Source organism: Polaromonas sp. P3_C2, assembly GCF_056402675.1.
Map to the genome: position 1 here is coordinate 1 of NZ_JBFUGX010000901.1, position 1390 is coordinate 1390.

The window sequence follows — 1390 nt, forward strand, 5'->3', positions numbered from 1 at the left end:
GATGTTTTGTGCTTGCCTACTTTCTCAGCGCCGGCGATACGCTTGTCCAGCRTGACGCGAAACTCGATGCCCAGCTTGTGCGCGACTTCCTGCGCCTCGCGCATCATGTTGGCGGCCAGGTCGCGCGTCAGCGGATACTGGCAGATGTCCACCAGTGTGGAATGGGCCAGGCTGCTGATGGGGTTGAAAGTGAGATTGCCCCAAAGCTTGAGCCAGATCTCCGATCGGATGTTGTCCAGAACGGGCGCCTTGAACCCCGCGTTGCCAAAACATTCTGAAATTCGCGTGACACGTTCGCTGATTGAGCCGTCAAGCTCGCCGACCGGAAAGCGGTCGCCTTCGATATGTTTCACGACACCTGGCGCCACAAGTTCAGAGGCCGGGTAGACGACACAGCCGATGACGCGCTGCGGAGGGATCATTTTTGACAGCGTACCGCTGGGGTCCACGCTATGGACTTGGCCTCCTTCAAACGGGCCACCATGATTATGGAAGTACCAGTAGGGGATGCCGTTTTGCATGGTGACGACTGTGGTGTCACGCCCAAACAGCTTGGGAAGATCGTTGGCTACAGCCTCTACCTGATGTGCCTTCATGGCCAGGATCACCAGATCCTGCGGGCCGGCTTCTGTGTAATTGTTGGTCGCCTTGACATTTTCCGCAACGTGTTCGGTGCCATCGTGCATGATCAGCTTCATGCCCTTTTTACGAATAGCATCCAGGTTGGCGCCCCGTACGATGAAGGTCACGTCCTCACCGGCCAAAGCCAATTTCACACCCACATAACCGCCGATGGCCCCGGCCCCAATGATCGCAATCTTCACACCCGTACTCCTGGTAAAAAACGTTATTCGAATCGGTTGCTGAGCCTGCCGATACCGGCAATCTCCACTTCGATCGTGCTTCCCGGTTTCATGGATCCCACGCCGATTGACGTACCGCACAGGATGATATCGCCTGCATAGAGTGTCATGTCCTGGGATATCAAGCTCACCAGCTGCTTCACTGAAAAGCGCATGTCGCTGATGGGATAGTCCTGGCGGATCTCGCCGTTGAGGATGGTTTTAACTACCAGTTTGTCTGGATCAAGACCTGTGGCCACGACGGGACCGAAGGGGCAGAAGGTATCCAGCCCCTTGGCGCGTACCCACTGGGCAAACGAGGCATCACGGTTCAGTATGTCGGCGACCGTTACGTCGTTGGCGCAGGTGTAGCCGAACACATGATCCATCGCATCGTGCTCGGGAACCTGCTTGCATGTTTTGCCGATCACGATGCCCAGTTCGCCTTCAAAAACTACTTTGCCATTGCATGGGGGCTTGAGGATGGTTCCGTTTGGATCCAGGTAGGAGTTCGGCGCCTTGATCAGGTAGAGCGGCTCGGCTGGCAC

Annotated in this window: 2 protein-coding genes; both read right to left on the minus strand. The window is 56.4% G+C overall.

All coding sequences use genetic code 11. The annotated features are described in order from the left end of the window. Positions 1-824, minus strand: an 824-nt coding sequence (locus tag AC1DWI_RS23190) for a 2-dehydropantoate 2-reductase (protein ID WP_477725923.1), incomplete at its 3' end; no start/stop codon positions are given. A 23-nt stretch (positions 825-847) separates the two neighbouring features. Beyond that, positions 848-1390 (minus strand): fumarylacetoacetate hydrolase family protein (locus AC1DWI_RS23195; RefSeq protein WP_477725924.1); only part of this gene is annotated, 543 nt, incomplete at its 5' end.